14 protein-coding genes are annotated in these 18,959 nt (G+C 71.6%); 3 read left to right on the forward strand and 11 right to left on the reverse strand.

What is annotated here, in order from left to right:
- Positions 1 to 725: 725 nt before the first annotated feature.
- The 4 genes from PV396_RS12240 to PV396_RS12255 form a co-directional block, all read right to left on the reverse strand.
- Positions 726 to 884: a DUF6760 family protein gene (locus PV396_RS12240; RefSeq protein ID WP_319203576.1), complete on the reverse strand. Its 159-nt coding sequence runs from the start codon at positions 882 to 884 to the stop codon at positions 726 to 728.
- Entirely contained in the window at positions 881 to 1,381 is a 501-nt protein-coding gene (locus PV396_RS12245; protein WP_319203578.1) for a hypothetical protein, read from the reverse strand. The genes PV396_RS12240 and PV396_RS12245 overlap by 4 nt, the downstream gene beginning before the upstream one ends.
- Positions 1,378 to 1,818 (reverse strand): phage tail protein, encoded by a 441-nt coding sequence (locus PV396_RS12250; RefSeq protein ID WP_319203580.1) that lies wholly within the window; start codon positions 1,816 to 1,818, stop codon positions 1,378 to 1,380. The genes PV396_RS12245 and PV396_RS12250 overlap by 4 nt, the downstream gene beginning before the upstream one ends.
- A 70-nt stretch (positions 1,819 to 1,888) precedes the next feature.
- Positions 1,889 to 3,436 carry a phage tail sheath family protein gene (locus PV396_RS12255; protein WP_319203581.1) on the reverse strand — a complete coding sequence of 516 codons (1,548 nt, stop codon included), beginning with the start codon at positions 3,434 to 3,436 and terminating at the stop codon, positions 1,889 to 1,891.
- A 417-nt stretch (positions 3,437 to 3,853) separates the two neighbouring features.
- Between PV396_RS12255 and PV396_RS12260 the strand changes: the two genes are divergently transcribed.
- Positions 3,854 to 5,563, forward strand: a complete 1,710-nt coding sequence (locus PV396_RS12260) for an eCIS core domain-containing protein (RefSeq protein WP_319203583.1) — start codon at positions 3,854 to 3,856, stop codon at positions 5,561 to 5,563.
- 7 nt (positions 5,564 to 5,570) lie between these two features.
- On the opposite strand, the gene PV396_RS12265 is transcribed toward PV396_RS12260, so the two are convergent.
- From PV396_RS12265 to PV396_RS12280, 4 genes are all read right to left on the reverse strand, one after another.
- A complete protein-coding gene (locus PV396_RS12265; protein WP_319203585.1) occupies positions 5,571 to 7,694 on the reverse strand; it encodes an ATP-binding protein in 2,124 nt (707 codons plus the stop codon).
- Entirely contained in the window at positions 7,694 to 8,398 is a 705-nt protein-coding gene (locus PV396_RS12270; protein WP_319203587.1) for a DUF4255 domain-containing protein, read from the reverse strand. The genes PV396_RS12265 and PV396_RS12270 overlap by 1 nt, the downstream gene beginning before the upstream one ends.
- The gene (locus tag PV396_RS12275) at positions 8,395 to 11,556 is read right to left on the reverse strand and encodes a hypothetical protein (RefSeq protein ID WP_319203589.1); all 3,162 of its coding nucleotides are present in this window, start codon (positions 11,554 to 11,556) and stop codon (positions 8,395 to 8,397) included. The genes PV396_RS12270 and PV396_RS12275 overlap by 4 nt, the downstream gene beginning before the upstream one ends.
- Positions 11,557 to 11,710: 154 nt before the next feature.
- The gene (locus tag PV396_RS12280; RefSeq protein WP_319203591.1) at positions 11,711 to 12,382 is read right to left on the reverse strand and encodes a helix-turn-helix transcriptional regulator; all 672 of its coding nucleotides are present in this window, start codon (positions 12,380 to 12,382) and stop codon (positions 11,711 to 11,713) included.
- 293 nt (positions 12,383 to 12,675) lie between these two features.
- Between PV396_RS12280 and PV396_RS12285 the strand changes: the two genes are divergently transcribed.
- Together PV396_RS12285 and PV396_RS12290 are read left to right on the forward strand one after the other, a co-directional pair.
- The gene (locus PV396_RS12285) at positions 12,676 to 14,106 is read left to right on the forward strand and encodes a hydrolytic protein (protein WP_319203594.1); all 1,431 of its coding nucleotides are present in this window, start codon (positions 12,676 to 12,678) and stop codon (positions 14,104 to 14,106) included.
- A 242-nt stretch (positions 14,107 to 14,348) separates the two neighbouring features.
- Complete coding sequence (locus tag PV396_RS12290) at positions 14,349 to 16,226, forward strand: DNA/RNA non-specific endonuclease (protein ID WP_319203596.1); 1,878 nt, start codon at positions 14,349 to 14,351, stop codon at positions 16,224 to 16,226.
- 27 nt (positions 16,227 to 16,253) lie between these two features.
- On the opposite strand, the gene PV396_RS12295 is transcribed toward PV396_RS12290, so the two are convergent.
- From PV396_RS12295 to PV396_RS12305, 3 genes are all read right to left on the reverse strand, one after another.
- Entirely contained in the window at positions 16,254 to 16,502 is a 249-nt protein-coding gene (locus PV396_RS12295) for a hypothetical protein (RefSeq protein WP_319203598.1), read from the reverse strand.
- Positions 16,499 to 17,833 (reverse strand): S8 family peptidase, encoded by a 1,335-nt coding sequence (locus tag PV396_RS12300; protein WP_319203600.1) that lies wholly within the window; start codon positions 17,831 to 17,833, stop codon positions 16,499 to 16,501. Before PV396_RS12300 ends, PV396_RS12295 begins: the two co-directional genes overlap by 4 nt.
- 603 nt (positions 17,834 to 18,436) lie before the next feature.
- Complete coding sequence (locus PV396_RS12305; RefSeq protein WP_319203602.1) at positions 18,437 to 18,853, reverse strand: ATP-binding protein; 417 nt, start codon at positions 18,851 to 18,853, stop codon at positions 18,437 to 18,439.
- Positions 18,854 to 18,959: the final 106 nt, after the last annotated feature.

Here is an 18,959-nt window from a genome sequence, read left to right on the forward strand (position 1 = left end):
GGACGGGGGGCCGGGAGGACGTGCCCGCGCCGGTGTCGGGCGAGGTCTCCGCGCGCCCGCCCTCCGACGCCGCCGGGGCGGTGCGTCGACCGGCATCGTTCGCGGGTCGGCCGGCGGCGCTCGGAAGCACAGCCACCCGCCGGACCACGGGAACCGGCGAGTCGACGGGCCGCACGGCCGCGCCAGGGACCACGGCCCGCTGGACAGCCGAGGGGGACGAGGACGAGGGCGAGGGCGAGGGCGGCACGGTACGAGAGTCCCCGGAGGCAAGGCCGCGCTCCTGCGGGCCCCCCGTCTCCGAATCCCCGTCCCCATCCCCGCGCACGGACCGCAGCAGCAACGGCCCCCCGTCACCAGCGGGCGCCGGCCGAGGCCCCGAAGGCCGCGCAACCCCTCGTACCAGCCCCGCCGGAGCCGAGGCCAGCACCGCGTGGCCGAGCCGGGAGCCGAACGACGGGTTCTGCCAAGCGGCCAGCCCGGAACGGAACGTCAGCCCGTCGCTGACCCCGAGCGGCGCCCGCGAGACAGTGAGCGTCGGCGGCGCGGTACGCCGCCACCCTCCGTCCCAGTCACCGGGCAGAGAGGACGCGGAACCACCGGGCCCGCCGGAGACCGCGTCGCCGGAACCATCCGCGCCGAACCCCGCCCCGGCAGCCGGGGCACCCGAAGGAGCACCCCCCTGCGCGGCGGCCCGGCCCCGCAGCCAGTCCCGCCATCCCATCTGCTCAACCGCCTTCGTTCACCCGGGTGTTGATACGGGCGATCTCGGCCACCCACTGCCGCCGCTCCTCATGGGTCAGATCGAGGATCTCCTCGCGCTGCCAGTGGAAGTGGTAGGCGACGTACGCGATCTCCTCCCGCAGCCGGGGAAGCGCGTACGTCACGATTCCCCCAGGCGCCCACCCGAGAGGTCGACCTCGAAGCCGCCGTCGCAGTGCGGACAGGTGACCGCCGCGCGGGTGTGGCCCTCGCTGTTGACGCGGCGGTAGAAGTCCTGGAGGAAGGCGACGTCGGTGGCGTACATCCGCTCGACGACGCCCGCGTGGACGTCGCTGATGGTGCCGAGCCGGGTGATGACCTGACTCAGGAGCACCACGCTGAGGTACGCGGGGTTCTCCTTCACCCGCAGGTCGATCTGCGGGCGCAGCTCGTCGCGGGCGGTGGCGAGGCGCATCACGCCGTGCCGGTGGACGGTGCCGGCCTCGTCGACGTACCCGCGGGGCAGCTCGAACTCGAACTCGGTGCGCAGGCCACTGTCCTGGGAGCGTGCCGGAGCGGGAGCGGCGGGCGCCGCCTGCTGCTCCGGCGGCTGTGCTGTGGCGGGCGCCGTCGCCTGGAGGATCTCCTCCAGATTGCCCGCCGTGACCGTACGGCGCCTCATTCGACGATGATCTCCTCGAACACGATCGTCACGGACTCGGTCGCCGCGGCCGACTCGCCCGCCTTTAGGGAGGGGCCCTCCCACTTGGAGGCCCAGCCCTGCATGAGCTGGATCCGGCGGACGGTGTTGCCCTCGGTGTCCTTGATCTCGATGGTGAGGTTCTGCCGGGCGGAGTTGACGGCCCCGTTGTTCAGGGTCTCCTTGATCCACGTGGTGAACTCGCTGCTCTGGTCGAGTCCCCGGGTGATCGTGATCTCGCCGGCCTGCCGGGCGCCCGGCTGCTTGCGGATGATCTGCTTGCCCTCCGCGCTGACCTGGCGGACCTCGACGACCTCCTCCTCGACGGTCAGCCCGCTGATCTCCTGGATCGACTCCACGAGATAGCCGCCGAGCTGTACGCCGAAGACGTGGGTGGAAAGAGCGTCACCTGTTGCCATGGCTGTCTGTCAACCTTCCTTGCGCTCTGCTGCGCGATCTTCTGTGCGGTGGCCGCTGTTCACTCGTCGATCACTCGTCGATGAGGCTGGTGCTGTCGGAGAACTGGGCCAGCCGGAAGACCACGAACTCGGCGGGCTTGACCGGCGAGACGCCGATCTCACAGACGACCCGGCCCTGGTCGATGGACTCCTGCGGGTTGTTGTCGCGGTCGCACTTCACATAGAAGGCTTCTTCGGCGGTACGGCCGAACAGCGCGCCCCGGCGCCACTCCTCGGTGAGGAACGCGGTGACGTTGCGCCGGATGGACGACCAGAGGCGGTCGTCGTTGGGCTCGAAGACCACCCACTGGGTGCCCAACAGGATGGACTCTTCGAGATAGTTGAAGAGGCGGCGCACGTTCAGGTAGCGCCAGGCCGGGTCGGAGGAGAGGGTGCGGGCACCCCAGATCCGGATGCCCCGGCCGGGGAAGGCGCGTACGCAGTTGACGCCGATCGGGTTCAGCAGGTCCTGTTCGCCCTTGCTGAGCCGCAGTTCGAGGTCGACCGCACCCCGGATCACCTCGTTCGCGGGCGCCTTGTGAACGCCGCGCTCGGCGTCGCTGCGCGCCCACACGCCGGCGACGTGACCACTCGGCGGGACGGTCGTGTTGCGCCCGACGGCCGGGTCGAAGACCCGCACCCACGGGTAGTAGAGGGTGGCGTAGCGGGAGTCGTAACCCGCCTCGTCGTTACGCCAGTTGCGCACCTGCTGCGCGTTGAGTCCGGGGGGCGTGTCGAGGACGGCGACCCGGTCGCCCATCTGCTCGCAGTGCGAGATGACGGCGAGCTGCACGGTCCGTACGCCCTCGGCGTCGATGTCGCCGCGCTGGTAGGCGCTCATCAGGTCGGGCACCGCGACCATCGTGATCTCGTCGATGGTCTCCAGGCCGCCGAAGCCGGTACGGGCGCCCGCGTCGCCGACGTACTCGGCCGGGTCGATGCGTACAACCTCGCCGCCGCCGTTCGCGGCGGGCGCGGCCGGGGCGTCGGGCACGGCCAGGGTCTGGCTCGCGGGACGGGTCTGCGGGGCGCCGCGCTGCTCGGTGACCTCGATCAGCTTGGAGGCACGGGCCTGCGTGACCAGGTACCCCTTGACGTTCTTGCGGGACGACGCCTCGTACGTCTCGGCGACCTGGTCGCCCCGGCGCACGAGCAGCTTGAAGCGGTCCTCGGGCGGGTTCTCGCCGTCCGCGTCGGCGACCTCCACCGACACACCGGTCACCCCGGCCTTGGCGGCGACCAGGAACCCGCCGACCTCGACGGGCTCGACAGCCTTCGGCTGGGCGGGGCCGGCGGAGTCCGTGCCCGCGTCGGAGGAGCCGCCGATCCGCACGATGTACGCGGCACCGCCCCCGTTGGAGAAGTACCCGTGGACCGCGAGGGACAGATACGTGCCCTCGACGAAGCCGCCGAAGAGCTGGGTGTACTGGTCCCAGCTGGTGACCAGCGTCGGCGTGTGGAAGGGCCCCTGCCCGGCGAACCCGACGAACGCGGCGACGGCGGTGCCGACTCCCTCGATCGGTCGGGCACCGGACTGCACCTCCTCCACGTACACGCCCGGGGTGAGGTACGTCGGCATGTTGGCTCCTTCGCGTTCCTTGCGGAGCCTGTGTCACATCCCCGGTCGGATCAGCGGCCGTCGTCCGGTGCGTGCGATCGCAAGGCGCCGGAGCGTCCTCGTGGCGGAGCCACGTGGGCGGTCCGGCAACGCGGCGAGCGTGCGTGCCAGACGACGGGCGCCGGCCGGGGATGTGACACAGGCTCCCTCACACCTGTGTCCAGGCCGAGTCTGCTGGTGGGGCCGCTGGTGCGGCAGGGACGCGGGGACATGAACGGGGCAACGCCGCTGCCTTTTCGTACGGTCGCCGTGACCCGCGGGGCTCCCCCGGGGATCTGGACACCCTGCCGCCGCGTGCGGTCGACTCTGGGCACGGAGCGCTGTGCGACGAGCGGACGAGCGGTCGCTCGGCGGAGGTGGCCGACGAGGAGGTAGTGGGTGCGGACGTCCAGGGCGCACGACGAGCAGGCTGAAGGTCCACGACCGGCGGCCGCCCGCCGGGAGACACCGTCGCGCGGCGCCGCAGTTCCGCCCCCGCTCACCGCCGACGTGCTCCGGGCCGTCCAGCGCGGCGCGGGCAACGCCGCCGTGGCCGGCATGATCGCCCGCCGGGTCCGCCCCACGCCCACGCCCGAGGCGGAAGAGCACGACACCGGGGTGCGGGAGGTGTTGCGCTCGGCCGGCAAACCCTTCGCGGGGAAGGTGCGGCAGGACATGGAGGCCCGGTTCGGGACCGACTTCTCCGACGTGCGGCTGCACACCGGGGCCGCGGCCGCCCGCTCGGCCCGTGCCATCGGGGCGCGCGCCTACACCTCCGGCAGTCATGTCGTCATCGGCGCCGGGGGCGGCGACCGGCACACCCTCGCCCATGAGCTCACCCATGTCGTCCAGCAGCGCCAGGGGCCGGTGTCGGGCAGCGACACCGGGCACGGGTTCTCGGTGTCGGATCCGGGCGACCGCTTCGAGCGGGCCGCCGAGGCCAACGCGCACAGGGTCCTGTCCGGCCCGGCACCGGACGTACAGCGTGCGCCGGAGGCCGGGCACGAGGCGATCCCGGCAGCGGCGGACACGGTGCAGCGGGCCAGCACCACCACGCTGGAGAACGCGGTCGTCACCAACTACACGCCCACCAAGGCCGGCGCCCGACATGCGCAGAACCTCACCGTCCGGCGACCCAGGACGGTGACCGGACCCGTCACCCCGACGGCGACGAAGGGCCGCAAGCAGGCACCCAACCCGATCGCGGTCAAAGCTCTCCACGCGGCCTACAAGAGCCAGATGGGTGCGCGCGGGGCGCCGAACGAGACGCAGGTGTGGGCGGACCTGTTCGGCGGGGCAGGCTACGACCGCGGCCACGTGATGGGTCTGGAGGTGGGTGGCAGCGACGTCACGGAGAACATCGTCCCCCAGTGGTCACTGAACCAGGGCACCGGCATGTGGCGCCGTATCGAGAAGGCCATGGTGGGGGTGGGCTCGGGCAGTCTCCGCTTCGAGGTGCACTACGAGACGGCCCAGGGCAACCATCGCCGGGTCATGATCCCGGTCAGCATCGACATCTTCCTCGACAACGTCTCCACCACCGTCCCCCACGGTCAGTGGGAGAACGAACCGGACGTCAACGACCTGATGAGGGCGGGCCGGGACCCGAGCGACGCGGCCGACTTCTACAGCGAGGCGAAGGATGCCCTGGGCGGCAACACGACGCTGACCGAGGACCAGATGCAGAATTTCGCCCTGGCGGCGCTGTCCGAGGACAAGGCGACCTTCCTCGCGTACCAGGACTACGAGGACAGCAGCGCGCAGGGGCAGACCCCGGGTGCCGGAACCAGTACCGCCGGTACGCACCGGCAGGGCATGACCCGCTCGGACTTCCCCAAGGAGCGCCGGGACAAGCTGATCGAGTCGTACATCACCGCGGGCTGGGTGACCAGGTCCGGCTCGGGTGCCACCGCCACCTACACCCTGAACGACGTCCCCGCTCCGGCAGCGGACAGCGACACCGACTCCAGCAGCGGGTCGGACACCGACATGTTGGACGCGTCGGCGCCTGCGTCGCCGGGGCAGCCGTTCATGAGCATCGACTTCGGCTCGCAGGGCAGCAACTCCGACCCGGAGTGGGAGGAGGACCGGATGTCGACCGGCTCCTGACGCCGGATCACGCCTCGACGGCCGTCGCCAGGTGGGGGCCGAACTCGCTCTCCAGGACGAGCCGTCCGAGTTTGCGGTACTCCTGGGCGATGGCGGTCACCAACTGCCGCATGGTGAGCGGCCCTTCGGACTCCGCCGCGAGGTAGGCGGCGGTCACCGCGCAGGCCCGGATCGAGCCCCCGGCGAGTTCGAAGCGGTCCGCGCAGAACATCAGGTCGAGGTCGTCCGCCCTGGGCAGGCGCTTGCCCAGACACCGTTCCCACAGGTCGAGGCGCTGGCCGGCGTCGGGCACGGCGAAGTCTGCGACGACGTCCAGACGGCGTGTGAATGCCTCGTCCAGGTTGGCGCGCAGGTTGGTGGTCAGCACGGCGATCCCGTCGAAGGACTCCATCCGCTGGAGGAGGTACGCCGACTCGATGTTGGCGTGCCGGTCGTGCGCGTCCTTCACCTCGGAGCGCTTGCCGAAGATCGCGTCGGCCTCGTCGAAGAGGAGCACCGCGTTGACGGCCGACGCCTCGGTGAAGATGCGCTCCAGGTTCTTCTCGGTCTCCCCGATGTACTTGTCGACGACCGTGGACAGGTCGACGACATACAGATCCATGCCGAGATCGGCGGCGACGACCTCGGCGGACATCGTCTTCCCGGTCCCCGACTCCCCCGCGAACAGCGCGATCACCCCGCGCCCCCGGCCGCCCCCGGGCCGCATCCCCCACTGCCCGAGCACCTGCTCCCGGTGCCGCGCCCGCAGGGCGAGTTCCCGCAGCCGCCGATGCGTGGCCGGCGGCAGCACGAGGTCGTCCCAGCCGACGCCGGGCTCCACGCGCCGGGCCAGCCGGTCGAGGCCGGCCCCGTTCTGCGCCCGTACGGCGGCCCGCAGATCGTCGGGCCCGACCGGGCGGCGGGCGAGAGCGGCCGTACGTACCGCCACGTCGGCGGCGCGCCGTACCTGCCCGGAGTCGAGGCGATGCGCGGACACGGCGTCGGCGAGGGCCGCGACATCCGTACCGAACTCCGTGTCGGCGTCGGCGTCGCGGGGGGCGTCGATCCCGGCCGCCGCCCGCTCCAGCGCGTACCGCCACCGCTCGGCCTGTCGCTCCGCGGACGCCACCGGCACGGTCAGGACGACCGGTGTGTCCTTCGCCCACCCCGGGTCCCAGCCACCACTGCCGTACACGAACAGCGGCACCCCGCGCAGCGCCCCGCACAACTCCCGCAGGGTACGGGCCCGTTCGCCGGGTTCGTCGGGGAGTGCCTCCAGCGGGCCGAGGACGACCCCGGCGCCGGTGAGCCGTGCCTCGCGGGCGGTGACCCTGGCCAGCAGCGGTATGTCAGCGACGCGTCGGGCGAGGGCGGCCGCGTCGAGGACGAGCGCGCGCAGTCCCGCCGTACGCAGGGCGGAGACGGCCAGCCCCTCGGCGTCGCCGCCACGGGTGCGGAGTTGGACGAGTCCGGTGCCGACCGCGGTCACCGCCCGGCTCAACTGGGCGTCGTCGGCGGTCGGATCCGCACGGCCCTCGCCCAGCACCCCGGCGAGCCGGGCATCGGGAACGGTGTTCCCCAGCAGATGTCCGGTGACCCGGTCGGGCACCACCAACACCCGTGACAGCGGCGGCCGTTCGGGCTCGGTGACCTCCACGAGACCGGCGTCGACCAGTGGCGCCCCGGGGGTGAGCCGGAAACGTGCGGCCGATGCTCCGGCGAGCCCGCACAGCTCCAGGGCGAGCCCGACGGTGGGCCGGCGCCGGGTCAGGTCGTCGTTGAGGTAGCCGTAGAGCCGCTCGAACCGCGGGTCCAGGTCTGGCGCCACGGCCACCAGCAGCAGGTCCAGATCGAGCGACGACAGCCCGAACCGTCCGGCGAGCGAGCCGAGCACGGAACCGGCGTCCGGGTCCCGCGGTTCGTGCGCGGGCAGGTCGAGTCCGCCCGGCCCGTCCAGGATCCGGTCCACCGCCTCGGGGGTGAGGTACTGCCCCCGGTACGGGTCGTCCGGATCGGGGTCACCGGCCCGGCGTACCGCGACGGCGTGCCGCACCCGCTCCTCGACGAGCCGCAGCCGATCCCACAACTCCCCGTCCCTGTCGATGACTTGGGCTTCCGCGCCGACGGTCTCGCGCTCCTCGACCCCGTACATCAAGGCTGCCGATCTCCTCGCCGACGCCGAGCGGGCGCCGCTCCTCGTTCCCGTGGTCCGGAGAAGCCGTCGCCTCCCGGATCGCTCACCTCGCGATACCGCAGCCGCCGTCCCGGCAGGGCCTCGCCGTCCTCGCCCCGCGCGGCGGACCGTACGACCAGGCCCTCCGTGACCGGGGGCGCGGACGCGCGGGTCGCTCCGGCGAGCGGCGCCCGTACCCGCAGTCCGAGCGAGGCCTTCAGCTCGCCCCCGAGCGCCGACCACACGTCGGACGCGGCGGGGCCGTCGAGCCCGGTGCCTCCGGTGTCAAGCCCGACGGTCAGGCCGAGTTCGGCGAGTGTGCCGGTCAACAGCCGTGCGGGCAGCGTGTCGTGGGCGACCAGGGTGGTCAACACCTGTGACAGCAGCCGGTGTTCGTCTTGTGGACGGTTGGCCCATGCCGTGACCAGGTACGTCAGGTCGAACCAGCGCGGCGGGGAGCGCCGTGCGACCAGGTGTCCGTCCTCGTCGTAGACCTCGCCCGAGCCGCTCCCGCGCCGGGTGGCGTCCTCGCGGATGTCGTGGAGGAAGACGCAGACGGTGGGTGCGCTGCGCCGCGCGGCCCAGTCGCGGGTGGGCGCGTCGAAGACGACCTCGACGCCCGACGCCTCGAGACCGGACTCGGCGAGCAGACGGCGCAGCCCTTCGTCGACTTCGTGGATCACCGGCGGGTCACCTCGTCGGGCGGCTGGATGGTCCCGGAGACCACGAGGAAGTCGGTCGTCACCGGGGAGAACCCGGGGCCGCGGGCGGTGATGATCCGGGGTCCGGTCTGGTCCTTGGCGAGGATCAGGAGCTGCCCGATGAAGGTGCCGTCGCGCAGCGGCACGGTCGGTGCGGCGGCCGCGGTGATCCCCGGCTTCCAGGTGAACCGCACGGGCACTCCCGGCGGGAAGTCCTTGCCGCGCACCGAGGTCACGAACCCGGGCTTGCCGATCTCCGGCACCGCGACGATCCGTGGCTGGAGGATCCGCAGCCGCTGCCGCGCGGTGTTGTCACGCCGGTCGGCGTCGGTCCCGGTGGTGGTCAGCGTCCCGGTGAGCTGGGCGGTGAGCGCCTTGTCCGGGCTCAGGACGACGCGTACGACGGTGCTGGCGCCCGGTGTCAGGTCGGGCAGCGCGCACACGAAGCTCGCGTCGCAGCCCGCCGGGGGCCCGTTGGCCGGGATGTTCGCGGGCAGGCCGATCCGCAGCCGCAGCCCGGTGGCGAGGGCGTTGCGGCCGTTGCGGACGGTGTACGTCACCACGACCCGCCCGCCGACGTACCCGGGGTTGGGCTGGGCGGTGAGACGCAGGCCGGGCCCTGCCTTGGGGGCGGGCGGTGCCGGAGGCGCGGGAGGCGCGGGAGGCGCCGGGGGCGCGGGCGGCGGTGTGGGCCTGGGGGTGGGTGAGGTGGGCGGTGTGGAGGGTGTGGGGCTGGGCGAAGGCGACGGGGGCGGCTCCTCGCCGACCGGCACCACGGTCCGCCCGGTGTTGTCGCTGGGCTGCGGATCGAGGACGGTCCCGGTGACCGACCAGTCGATGGGCGCGTCCCCGACGACGACCCCGGTGACGGTGACGGTCACCGGCACGGTCTCGCCAGGCGGTACGACACCGACATTGCACTGGAGGGAGGCGGCGTCACAGGTCCCCCCTGGATACGTCAGGCCGGTGATCTGGACGCCGGTCGGCGGTGCCACGGTCAGGGTCGTGCCGGGTGAGGCGGCGGGCCCGTTGTTGACGAGGTCGACGCGGATCGTCGTGGACTCGCCCACGACGACGGTCGGGACGGTGCCGGGCGCCCTGACCGTGAGGTCCACGGACTGCTGGACGCTGGGTTCCTTCTGGCGGCCCGCCAACTGCGAGGTGAGGGAGGTGAGTTCACCGGTGGCGATGTCGAGCGTCCGCAGCTTCTCGGGGCTGTTGGGGGCGACCGTCTCGCGGGACGAGAGCACCAGGGAGGTGCCGTCGGCCGACCAGGCGGCGTCGCGCGGCTGGAACGGGCCGGTGAGGGAGGTGTCCGGGAGTTGGGTGCTGCAGTCCCCGGCACCGGCGGGCAGCAGGACCCGGCACTCGCCGTCGGACAGCGAGGTCAGCAGGATGCCGGTGCGCTCGTCGACGGCGCCGCCGCCGCTCTTGCGGTTGAAGGCGACGCTGAGCCCGTCCGGGGAGAACGCGGGGCTGTCGTCGATGACCTGGCAGGTGCCGGGGCAGATCGTGGCACTCAGGTCGCGCTGCCGGGCCAGGTCGTTCACGGGCACGGTCCAGATGTGCTTGTTGCCGCCGTTGTCCTCGATCACCTCGCTGCGGGTGAAGGCGAGGGTGGTGCCGTCGGAGGACCAGGTCGGCTGGGCGTCGCGGCCGGTCTCCTCGCCCTCCGGAGGGACGATCTGCCCGGTGATCGCGCCGGTCGTCGCGTCCGCGACCAGGATGCGGCTGGGCTGTCCGACGCCGCCGGGAGCGCGGGTGAAGGCGAGGAACCTGCCGTCCGGGGAGAACGTGGGGTCGGTGTCCCAGTCCGTGGGTTCCCGTCCGGCGAGCGGCATGGGCTGGGCGTTCGAGCCGTCAGCGTCGGCGATCCAGATCCGTTCGACACGGCCCTGCGGGGTGTCCTCGAACCGGGTCACCACGATGCGGCGGCCGTCCGGCGTGTAGTTCTGCCGTTCCGTCCACGGGTCGAAGCCGTCGCCCGGCTGGAACAGGGGGTCCTTGGTGGGGTCGGTGTTGGTGTCGGCCGCCGGGTCCTCCTTGAGGATCGTCAGGCCGAGGTCCCGCGGGTCGACGCCGTCCGCGCGGACGTCCTGGAGCGTCACGATGTGCGGGGTGGCCGCCGTGGTGCGCTCGACGACCGCGTGACCGCCGTCCACGGACCCGACCCAGGTCGGCGAGCGGACCTCGCGGTCCTCGTTGAGCACCAGGGAGGGCACCTGGTCGGAGTGCGCCTGGGAGCGGAACACATGGTCCCAGTCGCCCTCGCACTCACAGGTGATCTCGGGGCTGAGGAAGATCACCCCGTTCCCGTCGGGCTGCCAGGCCACCGAGTGGGCCCGCCACTGCGCCCGGTCTCCCGCCAGCAGTGTCTCGTCGCCGGTCCCGTCCGCGTTGACCACCCGCAGTCGGCCCACGCCCTCCGACGTCGCGGTGTACGCGATCCAGTCCCGGTTCGCGTCGTCGTTCACCGGGTTCCACGCGGGCTCGCTCGCCGTCCCGTTGGCCGGGGAGGTGACCCTGGTCGCGGGGCCGCCGCTCAGCTGACGTGCGTAGATCTGCGTGCCGGACAGCGGGTCGGCGTCGCTGGTGTACGCGATGCGCTGCCCGTCAGGGGAGACCGTCGGGGCCGTCTCGTCGGCGGGGGTGTCCGTGAGCCGCGTCAGCCCGGTGCCGTCCGTCCGTACGAGCCACAGGTCGCGCTGCGCCGTCCCCGCGTCGAAGACCACGGACGCGCCGTCCGGCGTCAGCCGGGGACGCGCCGCGTCCATGCCGCTGGTGAGCCGTTGTACGGTGCCGTCCGCCGCACGCAGATAGATCTGCGGCGTCTTCTCGTCCCGTCGACTCGCGAAGACCAACTGGTCGCCGAGCGCGGCCGGTTGGGTGTCGTAGTGGGTCGCGCCCGTGCCGAACAGCGGTGTGCTGGAGGTGGTGGTCGCGACCTCGCCGAGGCTGCGGTGCCCGGTCCCCGCGTAGGCGACCCGGGTGTCCCCGGCGGCCCGTACCGCCGGCTGCCCGGGCTCGGCGCTGCCCTGGCCCGAGGCCCCCGTCAACGCGAGCAGCGGCGCCAGTAACAGCAACGACGCCCCGATCCTGCCCAGGCGGTACCGCCCACCCCCGTCAGCGGTACTCGTCACGCTCCACCTCACTATTCGGTACGGCACACAGCTCTCCCCCGGCCAGCCTGCGCCCGCCCCGTCCCCCGCGACAGGGCGCCGAAGCCGTACCCGGGGGAAGCCCGCACTGCGCTTTCGGGCAGCACGGCTCCCCGCCGCGGCATGCTGCGTACGGTCAGATGAGCCCGTTGCGCAGCGCGTACCCGACCGCGTGGGCCCGGTTGCGCAGTTGCAGACGGGTGGTGATCTCGTGCAGGACGTTCTTGACGGTGCGTTCGGAGTACGACGTCTTGCGGGCGATCTCGGCGGTGTCGAGGCCCTCGGAGACCAGGCGCAGCATGTCCGCCTCACGGGTGGTGAGCGTGGACAGGGAGACGCCCCGGGGGTCGAGCGCGGCGCGTTGCAGGCTGCCGACGTGGGTGAGGAGTTCCCCGAGCAGATCCCCGGGGAGTACGCCCTCGCCGTTGGCCAGCGCCACGACGAGGTGGACGAGCCGGTCCTGCTCGGCCTCGGTGCGGCGCAGCACCGCCGTCACCCCGCACTCGACGACCCGTTGCAGGGCGCCCGAACCGAGCCTGCCGACCACCAGGCCGGTGCGGGTGGCGGAGTTGTGGCGCAGTCGCTGGAGCAGCGCGGCCACGTCGTCGTCGACGTTGTCCACGACCACCAGCGAGACACGGGCCGAGTCCGCGTCCGCGTCGTCGACGAGGGTGGTTTCGGGGCGTTGGCGTAACTGCTGGACGACACCGACACGCAGGACGGGGTCGGCGGCGTAGACGGCCACGGTGACCGGCTCCGGACGGCCGCTTCTCATGGCCGGGTAGTCGTGGGTGACGGGGGATGACATGGCGGGGCTGTTCTCCTCTGCGCGGAGCATGTGGGGCGGTGTGTGGTCCCTGGCGCGCGGTCACTGCTCTGTGGCCGCGCACTCGCGGTAACTGGTCAGCGGGAACCGGGGGTTGAGAATGGACGTTGACATGGGGGGTACGCCTCCGGAAGGCGGCGCACCGTAGTCCGAGGGAGGCGTCGATGGCTCCCGTCGGTGGACGGGCCGGCGGTCACCGCGCGGGCATCACGACTGCCCGGACACTGCCCTCGTGCCCCTCGCGATTGCCGCCCACCCGTCCCTAGCGTGGTCGTGTGACGCTTTCCGCAGCCTCTTCCGGCCCCGCTCCGGGCCTCGACATCCCGGTCGTGACGGTGGCCCCCGGTTCCTCGGCCACCACCACTCTGACCGTCCGCAACGACAGCGACATCGTCGAGGCGTACAGCCTGGAAGTCGTCGGGGAGTGCGCCGCCTGGAGCACCGTGGAGCCCGCGCGCGTCTCCCTGTACCCGGGCACCTCCGAGACGGTGACGATCACTCTGTCGCCGCCGCGCTCCCCCGAGATCCGGGCCGGTGAACGGCCGTTCGCGGTACGGGTGCTGCCGGCCGAGCATCCCGAGTCGGTACGGGTCCCCGAAGGGTCCGTACGGATCGAGGAGTTCCACGAGCTGAAGACCGAGCTGGCGCCCAGGCGTCGGCGCGGCTGGCTGCGTGGGCGCTACCGGCTGGCGGTGCTCAACCAGGGCAACACGCCCGTGCGGGTGGAGTTCACGCCAGGTCAGGCCGGCGAGGAGCTGGGGTTCACCTTCGATCCGCAGCGGCCGAAACTGGAGCCCGGCGAGTCGGTGGAGGTCGGCCTGCGGGTCCGTACCGGCAAGCCGGTGTGGTTCGGCTCGCCGGTGGTGTGGCCGTTCACGCTGACGACGAGCGAGGTCGCTGAGGCGGGCGACGCCGGGGAGACCGGTGCGGCCCGGGAGACCGGCGCCTCCGGGGACTCGACCGCGCCGGACCTGCCGCGCCCCGAGGAGCTTCTCTCCCCGACGCCGCTGGACGCGGAGTTCGTCCAGATACCGATCTTCCCGAAGTGGCTGCTGGCCGTGCTCGCGGCGCTGCTCGCACTGTTGCTGGCCTGGTTCACGCTGGTCCGCCCCGCGGTGCGCAGCGCGGCCAAGGACGCGGCGAGGCAGGCGGTCCAGCCGCGCCCCGCGCCGTCGTCCGGCACGCCCGACGGGCAGAACCCGCAGGCCGGGGCAGGGGGTCCCTCGACCGCGCCAGGAGGCGGCGGACAGGCGACGCCGGGGCAGGGCACCGGGAACGGGACGGGCACGGGTACGGGAACCGGCACGGGCACGGGCACGGGTACCGGCGCCGGGGGCGTCGGCGGCGGCCAGCAGAGCTCGCAGACCATCGAGGTCAAGTCGAACGCCGGGGAGACCAAGCCGGGTGTCTACACGGTGCCGGCCGACAGCGTCTTCGAGGTCACGGACGTCGTCATCGCCAACTTCCAGGGCGACGAGGGGTTGTTGACGTTCTCGTTCGGTGACCGCAAGATCACCACGATCGCGCTGGAGACCTTCCGCAACCAGGACTACCACTGGGTCACCCCCATCAAGATCCCCGCGAACGACACCGTGACCGTCGAGGTGACCTGTTCGAAGCCGGGCACACCGGCCACCGGCCGGCGCGCGCAGGGGTGCAACGAGGTCCTGAACGTCAGTGGTGTGCTCAGCCTTACGACGCCGTAACCGGAGCCAACCCCTCCGAGCCAAGCCAATACCGATGCTAGCCATTGTCGATCGGTACAGACCAAATCCGTAAGTCCGGTTTCGCGTTCAGTCCGGAAATCAACAACCCTGGTCCGAAAAGTGACGGCCGATGATCACTGGGACCAGTGGGATGACGATCAGGGCACGCCCGGACGGCATGGAGGGCGCCTTTCGGGCGATCAAATCAGGCATATACCACATATGCCTGATTTGCTGATTTCATGGTGACCAACAGCAAGAAGAAGACAGCCACGCCGCCCCGCAGGTCGGCCCCCGCCCAGGACAGGATGATCGAGTCCCTCCGGCACTACATCCGCGCACACGGCCAGGACCTGCTGAAGGATCCCAACGTGTCGTCCGTCGGCATCGGACAGAAGGTCAGGAACGGGACGCGCGGGAAGCAGATAGTCCTGCAGTTCACGGTCAGCAGCAAGGTCGCACCTGAGGCGATGGAGGCGCTGGGCACGAATCGAATACCGCAGACCATCACGGTGGACGGTTTCGAGGTGCCCACCGACGTTGTCGAGCGTAGCTACACGCCGCACTTCCGCGTGGTGGCCGAGGTCAGGAAGCCGGAGCGCAAGACTCGCCTCAACCCGGTCGTTCCCGGCGCGAGTGTCGGGGGTGTCAGCGTCTCGGCCGGCACGATCGGCTGCATCGTGTTCGACAAGGCCGACGGCACCCCGTACGTGCTCAGCAACTGGCACGTCCTGCAGGGGCCGGACGGCGACCTCGGCGAGGCCGTCGTGCAGCCGGGCAAGTTCGACGACAACCGCGTCTCACTGAACCGCCTCGGCGTCCTGAGGCGGTCCCACCTCGGTGCCGCCGGCGACTGTGCGGTGGCGACCCTCGACCCGAGCCGCGACTTCGACCGGAAGATCTGCGAACTCGACGTAGTGCCCGAGGAGTTGGGCGAGCCGGAACTCGGGGACAAGGTGATCAAGAGCGGCCGTACCACCGGGGTGACCCATGGCGTGGTCCGCCGCATCGACACCATGGTCAAGATCGACTACGGGGGCGATGTCGGCGAGCGGATCATCGGCTGCTTCGAGATCGGACCCGACGCCGACAACCCGGCGGTGGACGGCGAGATCAGCAGCGGGGGCGACTCCGGCGCGGTATGGCTGTTCAAGCAGAGCAACGGCAGACCGAGCGGGATCATCGCCGGGGTGCACTTCGGCGGGGAGGACGACAGCGACTCCGACGAACACGCGCTGGCCTGTCTGTCGAGCTCGGTCTTCGAGAAGCTCGACATCAGCCTGCAACGGCCGGCGCCGGAAGAGGTCACAGCGGTGCGGGGCTACGACCCGGGCTTCCTGGGCGAGCAGATAGATCTCCCGCAGCTCACCACGGAGGTCAGCGGCGACGCCGTGCGGCTCGAAGGCTCCGAGGTCATCCCCTACACGCACTTCTCGCTGGCGCTCAGCAAGAAGCGCCGCTTCCCGTTCTGGGTCGGGTGGAACATCGACGGCGGCTCCCTCAAGCGGCTGAGCCGGTCCGGTATCCCCTTCACCAAGGACCCCCGGCTCCCGGCCAACGTGCAGGTGGGCAACGAGCTGTACGAGGCCAACCGGCTCGACCGCGGCCACATAGCGCGCCGCGCCGATCTGCTGTGGGGCAGCCTCCCGGAGGCGGAGAAGGCCAACATCGACTCGTTCTTCTACACCAACATCACCCCGCAGATGGACGACTTCAACCAGAGCGCCAGGAACGGGCTGTGGGGGAAGCTGGAGGACGCCGTCTTCGCCGATGTCGACGTCGACGACCTGAAGGTCAGCGTCTTCGGGGGTCCGGTCTTCCAGGACGACGACCACGTCTTCCGTGGCGTCAAAATCCCTCGGGAGTTCTGGAAGGTCATCACGTACACCGAACGGGGCGAGCTGAAGGCCAAGGCGTTCGTGCTCACCCAGAACCTGGTCCAGATCGAGTCCCTGGACCTCGAGGAGTTCCGCGTCTTCCAGGTCACGCTGGACGAGATCGAGGAACGTGCCCGCGTCCGCTTCCCTTCCACCCTCCACAAGGGAGACAAGCTGCTCGTGTCCAAGGCCCCGGCCGAACGGACCCCGCTGGAGACTCTGGCGGACATCCACTGGGACTGATCACCGCACGCCCGCGTGCTACTGGATCTACTGGATCGGGGAGTCCGGTGGCGGAAGGCCGACGGTTCGGTCCCGGTCGACGGATTCGACGCCGGCGACCGCCCTCAGGGCCGGTATCCGGTCCTCGGCGATCGTTCCGGAGAGCGCGCCGAGGGTCGGCTGCTCACCCGTGACCGTCAACCCGGCCTGGCGCGCGGCCTCGATCACGTCCGCGAACCGGTCGGGGTCGACCGCGAGGACGACTCCGACCGGTTCGGACTGCGGGGGCCTGCTCATGGGGCCTGGAGCAGACCGGAGCCGACCTCCTCGACCCCTTGCGACAGCGGGAACGCGCCGGACAGGAGAAGGGACTTGAGGTCGGCCGTGGTGGCGTCGGGGTTGGCCTCGGCGAGCAGCGCGACGACACCCGCGACATGCGGCGTGGCCATGCTGGTACCCGACATCGCCTGATACCCGCCACCCGGGGCGGCCGAGTGCACGTCCCTGCCGGGCGCGGCGATGTTGATCTCGCCGCCCTCGCCGTTGATGGCGCCGCAGGAGAAGAACGACGTCGTGAGCGCCTGGTCCACCGAGGCCACCGCGAGGATGGAGGGGCAGTTGGCGGGTCGGCCGACGGGCTCGACGCGCTGGGGACGTCGGCTTTCGTTGCCCGCGGCGGCGACGATCAGCGTCCCGCGCGCGAGCGCGCGCTGGGCCAGCTTCTCGTACGTCTGGGGGAACAGCTCTCCCGGCCGGACCCGAGCGCCGAGTGACATGGAGATCACTCGTGCACCGCGGGCGACAGCCCAGTCCATGCCCGCCAGGATCTGTCCGTCGCTGCCGCTGCCCGCGTTGCTGAGCACCTTGCCGGCGAGTATCCGGGCCTCGGTCGCCACGCCGTAGCGGGGCCCCTGCTGGGGGTTGGCCGGACCGGCGGCGGTGCCGATGCAGTGCGTGCCGTGGCCGTGGCCGTCCTCGACGCTTTCGCCGGGCACGAAGGAGGCCGTCGCCTCGATGCGGTCGACGAGGTCGGGGTGGTCGGTGTCCACACCGGTGTCGAGTACGGCGATCCTCACGCCGCGTCCGGTCAGGCTGGAGAGGCTGGCCCGGATCGCCTGGAGGCCCCAGGTCCACTTCTCCTCGTCGAGGGCCGGTCCCTGTGCCGCCGCGATCTCGGCGTTGGTGTGGCGTTCAACCACTCTCTCGTCGCTGCGGTAGGCCGGGAAGAAATCGGTCGGTGCCTGCTGCGGGGCGGTGATCACCGAGGTGTAGACCATGCGCTCCGGCTCGGCCGCGATGATCGAGGGGTCGGCCTCGGCCATGGTCACCAGTGCGTGGCGCTGGTCGGCCCGCACCTCGACGACGGCGGCGCCGAGTTCTTCGAACTGCACCGAGACGTCGGGGTTCTCGAGGAGTTCGGCGACGTTGGCGGTCTCGGCTCCCCGGACGCGCTCCACGGGCGCGATGTCGGCGGCGGAACGCAGCGCGCTCAGTCCGCTCTCCTGATTACCCTGGTCGAGCAGGATCACATACCGACCGGTGTACTCCGCGCCCCGGCCCCCCGGGGAGCCGTTGGGCCGGTCCGGCTGCCCGCCGAAGGCGCGCCTGTCCAAGGGTCCGTTCGCCATGGCATTTCCCGCTTTCTGTGTGCTTCCGCCAGTCGGTGGAGGGCGCGCCGCTGGTGCCGAGGCCCGCGGCAGCGCCATCGGGCACCAGGTGTCGGCGCACGGATGATGGGGGCACGGATGAATGGGGCCACGAATAAGGGGGCGCCGCTTCGGCGCTCGTCGACGGGCGCCCCGTCGCCCGTGGAACTGTCCCTGCCGGGCACTGTCCCGACAGCACCCTTTCCACCGTCGCACCGGGTACGGGGGCCCGCAACACGGCGCTGCCGCAGCTGATCCCAAGACGCCGACCGCCGGTTGTGGCAACGGAGTTGCCGGTTGAACGAACCCTGTTGTGACTGTGCGCGTCGACTACCGGCCGTCCGCCACGCTCATCGAGGCCGCCGGCCCTTCCCCGCACGGACACCGTCGGTAGCGGCTACGGACTCGCCGGCCTGCCCGAACGGGTCACCGCCCCCGGCGGCCGTCCGGACGCCGGGGGCGGTGGGCGCGGGCGCCTGGCGGTTGACCGGCCGTGTCCCCCATCCCGCCGGCCTCAAACGGAACGGCGCCCGCACATGATCCGCACGCGCCTGCCCGCGACACCGGCTTCCAGCGGAGCGGGGCTCACCTTCCGCGCGGGCGGTCGATGCCGGTGGGACGGAAGCATGCCGACACCGTCTTTCCGTGTCGCTGACACTTCGTCTGCAACCCGTCCGCCAGCGTCTGCACGATGCTCACTCCGCGCCCCGAGGTCTCACCCGGCTGCGGGTCACGCCGGCGTGGCAGTGTCGGGTCCTCGTCATGGACGCTCACATGGAGGCATTCGCCGTCCCACGTGAGGATCAGACGTGCGTCGCTGTGTGCGTGGATGTGGGCGTTGGTGAGCAGTTCGGACACCGTCAGGACGACAGCGTCCACGGTCTCGGGCTCGGCGGCGGTCCAGGGCAGGGACTCCAACTGCCTTCGCGTCCACCGCCGACCGGCGCGCACACCTCCCGAAATGGGAAACGAATGCGCCCAGCCCATCGCCTTGATCGTCACCGGCCTCCCCTTCCTGCCGTTTTCCTGCCGTTCGAACCCGCCTCATACCCGTCGTGTGCCCGTCGGCCTCGATCGCAGACCTCCCGGCGACCGGATTCCTGCCCTG

Source organism: Streptomyces sp. ME02-8801-2C (assembly GCF_033793965.1).
GTDB lineage: Bacteria > Actinomycetota > Actinomycetes > Streptomycetales > Streptomycetaceae > Streptomyces.

What these genes read in the sequence shown, in the direction of transcription:
- PV396_RS12295 (WP_319203598.1), bottom strand. Translation starts at nt 16,502, where the DNA reads ATGAGCAGGCCCCCGCAGTCCGAACCGGTCGGAGTCGTCCTCGCGGTC.
- PV396_RS12280 (WP_319203591.1), bottom strand. Translation starts at nt 12,382, where the DNA reads ATGTCATCCCCCGTCACCCACGACTACCCGGCCATGAGAAGCGGCCGT.
- PV396_RS12265 (WP_319203585.1), bottom strand. Translation starts at nt 7,694, where the DNA reads ATGTACGGGGTCGAGGAGCGCGAGACCGTCGGCGCGGAAGCCCAAGTC.
- PV396_RS12290 (WP_319203596.1), top strand. Translation starts at nt 14,349, where the DNA reads ATGGTGACCAACAGCAAGAAGAAGACAGCCACGCCGCCCCGCAGGTCG.
- PV396_RS12300 (WP_319203600.1), bottom strand. Translation starts at nt 17,833, where the DNA reads ATGGCGAACGGACCCTTGGACAGGCGCGCCTTCGGCGGGCAGCCGGAC.
- PV396_RS12245 (WP_319203578.1), bottom strand. Translation starts at nt 1,381, where the DNA reads ATGAGGCGCCGTACGGTCACGGCGGGCAATCTGGAGGAGATCCTCCAG.
- PV396_RS12250 (WP_319203580.1), bottom strand. Translation starts at nt 1,818, where the DNA reads ATGGCAACAGGTGACGCTCTTTCCACCCACGTCTTCGGCGTACAGCTC.
- PV396_RS12255 (WP_319203581.1), bottom strand. Translation starts at nt 3,436, where the DNA reads ATGCCGACGTACCTCACCCCGGGCGTGTACGTGGAGGAGGTGCAGTCC.